We start from the raw sequence: 6,106 nt of genomic DNA on the forward strand, positions 1-6,106 counted from the left end.
GGGGGACGCCGCTGCTCCTCGCCGCGTTCGGCACCGACGCGGTGCCGGGCACCGCCGCCCACGCCATGGCGGACCTGGCACCCCGACTCGACCATCGCGGCGACCTGCATGAGCAGATCGAGGACGCCGTACGCGAGCACTCCCCTGAGCGGTACGCGCCGGTCGCAGCGCGGGCCTTCGCCGAACCCGGCCTCGCCCTGGCCCGCCTCCGCACCGCCCTCTACCACCTGCTCCGGCTTCCCGAACCCTCCGCAGAGCCGCCGCACCCGCTCGCCGTACCTCTGCCCGAGACGCCCACCACCCTGGTCACCTCCTGGCGGGTGACCACCGAGGTCGACAAGGACAGCGGCGGGCCGACCGTCGCCGGACGGCGTGTCCCGGAGCTCGGGGGCGCGCACGGCCGCGCGGGGGCGGGCGGCCCCCCCCCCGGGGGCGGGCCCCCATCGACGGCGTCAGCGGCCGTTGAAAGCGTCCTTCAGCCGGGAGAACAACCCCTGCTGGCCGGGCTGGAACTGACCCATCGGCCGCTCCTCGCCGCGCAGCTTGGCCAGCTCCCGCAGCAGTCTCTCCTGCTCCGGGTCCAGCTTCGACGGGGTCTGCACCTCGACATGGACGATGAGGTCACCACGGCCGCCGCCGCGCAGATGCGTCACACCACGGCCGTGCAGCGGAATCGACTGCCCTGACTGGGTGCCGGGCCGGATGTCGACCTCCTCCATCCCGTCCAGGGTCTCCAGCGGCACCTTGGTGCCGAGGGCGCCCGCAGTCATCGGGATGGTCACCGTGCAGTGCAGGTCGTCGCCGCGCCGCTGGAACATCGGATGGGGCAGCTCGTGGATCTCCACGTACAGGTCGCCGGCCGGACCGCCGCCGGGGCCGACCTCGCCCTCGCCCGCGAGCTGGATCCGGGTGCCGTTGTCCACACCGGCCGGGATCTTGACCTTCATCGTGCGGCGCGAGCGCACCCGTCCGTCACCCGCGCACTCCGGGCACGGGGTCGGCACGACGGTGCCGAAGCCCTGGCACTGCGGGCACGGGCGGGAGGTCATGACCTGGCCCAGGAAGGACCGGGTGACCTGCGAGACCTCGCCACGGCCGCGGCACATGTCACAGGTCTGCGCCGAGGTGCCGGGGGCCGCGCCCTCGCCGGTGCAGGTGTTGCACACGACGGCGGTGTCGACCTGGATGTCCTTCGTCGTACCGAAGGCCGACTCGCTGAGCTCGACCTCCAGCCGGATCATCGCGTCCTGGCCGCGCCGGGTGCGCGAGCGGGGGCCGCGCTGGGACGCCGTACCGAAGAAGGCGTCCATGATGTCCGAGAAGTTGCCGAATCCGCCCGCGCCGAATCCGCCGGCTCCGCCGCCCGAGCTGGACAGCGGGTCCCCGCCGAGGTCGTAGACCTGCTTCTTCTGCGGGTCCGACAGCACCTCGTAGGCGGCGTTGATCTCCTTGAAGCGCTCCTGCGTCTTCGGGTCCGGATTCACGTCCGGGTGGAGCTCCCTGGCCAGCCGTCGGAAGGCCTTCTTGATCTCGTCCTGGGATGCGTCGCGGCGCACGCCGAGTACGGCGTAGTAGTCCGTGGCCATTTACGACTCCGCCAGGATCTGTCCTACGTAACGTGCCACTGCGCGTACCGCTCCCATCGTTCCGGGGTAATCCATGCGGGTCGGTCCGACCACGCCGAGTTTTGCGACGGCTTCGTCGCCCGAACCGTAGCCGACAGCGACCACGGACGTGGAGTTGAGTCCCTCGTGGGCGTTCTCATGCCCGATGCGGACCGTCATAGCGGAGTCCTTCGCCTCACCGAGCAGCTTGAGCAGCACGACCTGCTCCTCCAGCGCCTCCAGGACGGGCCTGATGGTGAGCGGGAAGTCGTGCCCGAAGCGGGTCAGATTGGCGGTGCCGCCGATCATCAGGCGCTCCTCGGTCTCCTCCACGAGGGTTTCGAGCAGCGTCGAGAGCACCATGGAGACCGTGCCGCGGTCCTCCGGTTCGAAGGACTCCGGGAGATCCTGCACGAGCTGCGGCACGTCGGTGAAACGGCGGCCGACGATCCGGCTGTTCAGCCGGGCCCGCAGGTCGGCGAGCGAGGTGTCGGAGAACGGCGCCGGGCAGTCCACATGCCGCTGCTCGACCCGCCCGGTGTCGGTGATCAGCACCAGCATCAGGCGGGCGGGGGCGAGGGCCAGCAGCTCCACGTGCCGCACCGTGGAGCGGGTCAGGGACGGGTACTGGACGACGGCGACCTGCCGGGTCAGCTGCGCCAGCAGCCGCACCGTGCGGGCCACCACGTCGTCGAGGTCCACGGCGCCGTCAAGGAAGTTCTGGATCGCCCGCCTTTCGGGGGACGACAGCGGCTTGACGCCCGCGAGCTTGTCCACGAACAGGCGGTAGCCCTTGTCCGTGGGGATCCGGCCGGCGCTGGTATGCGGCTGGGCGATGAAGCCCTCGTCCTCCAGAACGGCCATGTCGTTGCGCACGGTGGCGGGCGACACTCCCAGCTTGTGACGCTCGGTGAGCGCCTTGGAACCGACCGGCTCCTCCGTGCCGACATAGTCCTGGACGATGGCGCGCAGCACCTCAAGCCTGCGTTCGCTGAGCATCGCGCACCTCCAGCTGCGGTTCATCGGCGGTTCGGTCGGTGTGATCTGGCACTCACCACGGCGGAGTGCCAGAGGCCCCCCGGTCAGTGTACGGCCGTGGGGTACACCCCGAGCAAGGGCGACCGACGGCGAACGCGTCACGGACTCCGTCATGCTTTTCGCTGGGGTTTCCTCACCGTACGTGGATAGCGTCGCCTCATGGACGTCAGTTGGGAAGACTTCGGTTGGGAGCGCCTCGGTGACGGGGTCGGGCGGCGGCGGCTGCCCGTATGGGACGCGACAGCCGCCGTGGTGGTCGGGGATGACGCCGTACTCCTGTACGACACGGGCGCCACGGTCCGCGAGGGCGCCGAGTTGCGGACGCAGATCGAGTCGCTCCTGGACGGGCGGCGTGTGACGCATATCGCGCTCAGCCATCCGCACTTCGACCATGTCTTCGGTACGGCGGCGTTCTCCGGGGCGCAGGTGTACGGCGCGGTGGGAGCCGAACGGCTCATGGGGACGGCACGCGAACGCGAGATGCTGCGGGAGGACGCCGTCCACCAGGGTGTGGCACCGGACGAAGCCGCCGAGGCGGCGGACGCGCTGGTGGTGCCGCGGCACGTGGTCAGCGGCGAATGGACGCTGGACCTCGGCGGCCGCCAGGTGCTGCTGGCGAACGTGGGGCCCGGCCACAGCGGTCATGACCTGGTGGTGCTGGTCCCGGACACGGCGGGCGGCGCCGAGGTCGTCCTCTGCGGTGACCTGGTCGAGGAGTCCGGAGAGCCCCAGGCGGGCCCGGACGCCGTAACCGCCCAGTGGCCCGCGGCGCTCGACCGGCTGCTCGCACTGGGCGGGGACGACGCGCTGTACGTTCCGGGGCACGGGGCGGTCGTGGACGCGGATTTCGTACGCGCGCAACGGGACGAGCTGGCCCGGCGGTTCGGGGTGACGTGACCCCGGGTGTCTCGGTCCGGTGTGCTGCCGCCCCCGGCCGCCGACCCGGTAGCGTCTGCCCAATGCGCAGCTACAGCCCTGATCTGACGCCCCCTTGGAAGCGGTCCGCCCCCGTGCCCGAGGTTCCCGCCGAACCCGACCTGGTCGTGGAGGAGGCCGGTACGGGCTTCTGCGGCGCGGTGATCCGCTGCGAGGCGGGCACGGTGACGCTGGAGGACCGCTTCGGCAAGCACCGGGTGTTCCCGCTGGAGCCGCGCGGATTCCTGCTCGAGGGCAGGGTGGTCACGCTGGTCCGGCCGGCCGCGGACGCTCCGGTCCGTCCCACCCGTACCGCGTCGGGCTCGATCGCCGTCCCGGGGGCGCGGGCCCGGGTGGCGCGCGCGGGGCGGATCTATGTGGAGGGGCGGCACGACGCGGAGCTGGTCGAGAAGGTCTGGGGCGACGATCTGCGCATCGAGGGCGTGGTGGTCGAGTACCTGGAAGGCGTCGACGACCTCCCGGCGATCGTGGCGGACTTCGCACCCGGGCCGGACGCCCGGCTGGGGGTGCTCGTGGACCATCTCGTACCGGGCTCCAAGGAGTCCCGTATCGCCGCATCCGTCACCGACCCGCATGTACTGGTGGTGGGGCACCCGTACATCGACGTCTGGGAGGCGGTGAAGCCGTCCTCGCTGGGGATCGCGGGCTGGCCTTCCGTACCTCGCGGGCAGGACTGGAAGACCGGGGTGTGCCGGGCGCTGGGGTGGCCGCAGAACACGGGGGCGGCCTGGCAGCACATCCTGTCGAAGGTGGGCAGCTACCGGGATCTGGAGCCCGCGCTGCTGGGGCGGGTGGAGGAGCTGATCGACTTCGTGACGACGGCGGACTGAGACACGGGGCCGTCCGCGCGGGCCTGCCCCGACTCACCAGCCCGTCCGGCGTCACCAGCCCGTCTGGGAGTCCCCCGGACGGGCTCTGGGGAGAGGGGACGGTACACCGGAATCCCGCTTCCCCGGGAGCCGCGCCCCACGGGGCCGGCCCAGCCCGACTCACCAGCCCGTCCGGCGATTGAGGACGGACACTCCGGCCACTGGGGGTACCTCCCAGGCCGCAGGCTCTGGGAGAGGGGGCGGTACACCGGAAACCCCCCGCGTGCCGCGCCCCACGGGGCAGGGGCAGGGCCCGGGAACCCGAGCGCGCCCCTCGGCGCACCCGCGCTCAGTCGACGAGGTCCCGGACCACCGCGTCCGCGAGCAGCCGCCCGCGCAGCGTCAGCACCGCGCGGCCCCGTTCGTACGGCCCGGGGTCGAGGAGCCCGTCCGCCAGGGCACGGCGGGCCGCCGCCAGGCCGGCCGGGCGCAGCAGGTCCAGCGGGCAGCCCTCGCGCAGCCGCAGCTCCAGCAGGACGCGCTCGACCCTGCGGTCCTCGTCCGGCAGGACCTCCCGTCCGGCGCCGGGTGAGCGGCCATCGGCGAGGGCCGCGGCGTAGGCGCCGGGGTGCTTCACGTTCCACCAGCGCACACCGTTCACGTGGCTGTGCGCGCCGGGTCCGGCGCCCCACCAGTCGGCGCCGCGCCAGTACAGCTCGTTGTGCAGGCAGCGCCCGGCGTCGGACGTGGCCCAGTTCGAGACCTCGTACCAGTCGAAGCCCGCCCCGGACAGCACCTCGTCGGCGATGAGGTAGCGGTCGGCGTGTACGTCGTCGTCGGTCATGGGCACCTCGCCGCGGCGGATCCGGCGGGCGAGCTGGGTGCCCTCTTCGACGATCAGGGCGTAGGCGCTGATGTGGTCGGGGCCTGCGCCGATCGCGGCGTCCAGGGAGGCCCGCCAGTCGTCGTCGGTCTCCCCCGGGGTGCCGTAGATCAGATCGAGGTTGACGTGCTCGAAGCCGGCCGCGCGTGCCTCGGCGACGCAGGCCTCCGGGCGGCCTGGGGTGTGGGTTCGGTCGAGGACCTTCAGCACATGCCGCCGGGCGCTCTGCATCCCGAAGGACACCCGGTTGAAGCCGCCGGCCCGCAGCTCCGCGAGATAGGCGGGGTCCACGGACTCCGGGTTGGCCTCCGTGGTGGTCTCGGCGTCGTCGGCCAGGCCGAACTCCTCGCGTACCGCCCCGAGCATCCGCACCAGATCTGCGGCGGGGAGCAGCGTCGGCGTGCCGCCGCCGACGAAGACGGTGCGCACCGGGCGGGGGTCGTCGCCGAGGACCTTGCGGGCGAGCCGGAGCTCGGCGATCAGGGTGTCGGCGTAGTTGTCGCGGGAGGCCAGCACGCCTCCGCTGCCGCGCAGCTCGCTCGCGGTGTACGTGTTGAAGTCGCAGTAGCCGCAGCGGGTGGCGCAGTACGGGACGTGCAGATAGAACCCGAGGGGCCGGTCGCCCGCGCCCGTTCGGGCGTGCGGCGGCAGCGACCCGTCCGCGGGCATGGGCTCACCATCGGGCAGTACTGAAGGCATGCACACCATTGTCCGTCACCCGCTCCGTGGGCCCCGCCCCGGCGGGCGGGGGGGCCGGCCCCGCCGCGGGCGGCGGGGCGGGGGGCCCCCCCCGCCCCGCCGCGGCCCCGGGGCGGGGGGGCGCGGGGGGGGCGAGC

At 72.8% G+C, this 6,106-nt stretch carries 6 protein-coding genes; 2 read left to right on the forward strand and 4 right to left on the reverse strand.

From position 1 onward, the window contains the following. The 3 genes from ACFWI9_RS28760 to hrcA all read right to left on the reverse strand — a co-directional run. Positions 1-398 (reverse strand): hypothetical protein (locus ACFWI9_RS28760; RefSeq protein WP_387166439.1); only part of this gene is annotated, 398 nt, incomplete at its 3' end. Between the two features lie 54 nt (positions 399-452). Beyond that, entirely contained in the window at positions 453-1,586 is a 1,134-nt protein-coding gene (dnaJ, locus tag ACFWI9_RS28765) for a molecular chaperone DnaJ (RefSeq protein ID WP_387166441.1), read from the reverse strand. Further along, a complete protein-coding gene (gene hrcA, locus ACFWI9_RS28770; protein WP_387166443.1) occupies positions 1,587-2,603 on the reverse strand; it encodes a heat-inducible transcriptional repressor HrcA in 1,017 nt (338 codons plus the stop codon). Between the two features lie 198 nt (positions 2,604-2,801). Between hrcA and ACFWI9_RS28775 the strand changes: the two genes are divergently transcribed. Together ACFWI9_RS28775 and ACFWI9_RS28780 are read left to right on the forward strand one after the other, a co-directional pair. Beyond that, the gene (locus ACFWI9_RS28775) at positions 2,802-3,539 is read left to right on the forward strand and encodes an MBL fold metallo-hydrolase (RefSeq protein ID WP_387166445.1); all 738 of its coding nucleotides are present in this window, start codon (positions 2,802-2,804) and stop codon (positions 3,537-3,539) included. A 62-nt stretch (positions 3,540-3,601) separates the two neighbouring features. Continuing rightward, positions 3,602-4,408 carry a DUF3097 domain-containing protein gene (locus ACFWI9_RS28780; protein WP_387166448.1) on the forward strand — a complete coding sequence of 269 codons (807 nt, stop codon included), beginning with the start codon at positions 3,602-3,604 and terminating at the stop codon, positions 4,406-4,408. Positions 4,409-4,736: 328 nt separating this feature from the next. Here ACFWI9_RS28780 and hemW read toward each other — a convergent pair whose 3' ends face one another. Further along, on the reverse strand, positions 4,737-5,969 hold the full coding sequence (gene hemW / locus ACFWI9_RS28785; RefSeq protein ID WP_387166451.1) for a radical SAM family heme chaperone HemW: 1,233 nt from the start codon (positions 5,967-5,969) through the stop codon (positions 4,737-4,739). Between the last annotated feature and the right edge of the window lie 137 nt (positions 5,970-6,106).

The organism is Streptomyces sp. NPDC127084 (assembly GCF_042724175.1).
Classification (GTDB): Bacteria; Actinomycetota; Actinomycetes; order Streptomycetales; family Streptomycetaceae; genus Streptomyces.

Coding starts and splice junctions, on each gene's coding strand:
- dnaJ (WP_387166441.1), bottom strand. CDS start 1,586: ATGGCCACGGACTACTACGCCGTACTCGGCGTGCGCCGCGACGCATCC.
- hrcA (WP_387166443.1), bottom strand. CDS start 2,603: ATGCTCAGCGAACGCAGGCTTGAGGTGCTGCGCGCCATCGTCCAGGAC.
- ACFWI9_RS28775 (WP_387166445.1), top strand. CDS start 2,802: ATGGACGTCAGTTGGGAAGACTTCGGTTGGGAGCGCCTCGGTGACGGG.
- ACFWI9_RS28780 (WP_387166448.1), top strand. CDS start 3,602: ATGCGCAGCTACAGCCCTGATCTGACGCCCCCTTGGAAGCGGTCCGCC.
- hemW (WP_387166451.1), bottom strand. CDS start 5,969: ATGCCTTCAGTACTGCCCGATGGTGAGCCCATGCCCGCGGACGGGTCG.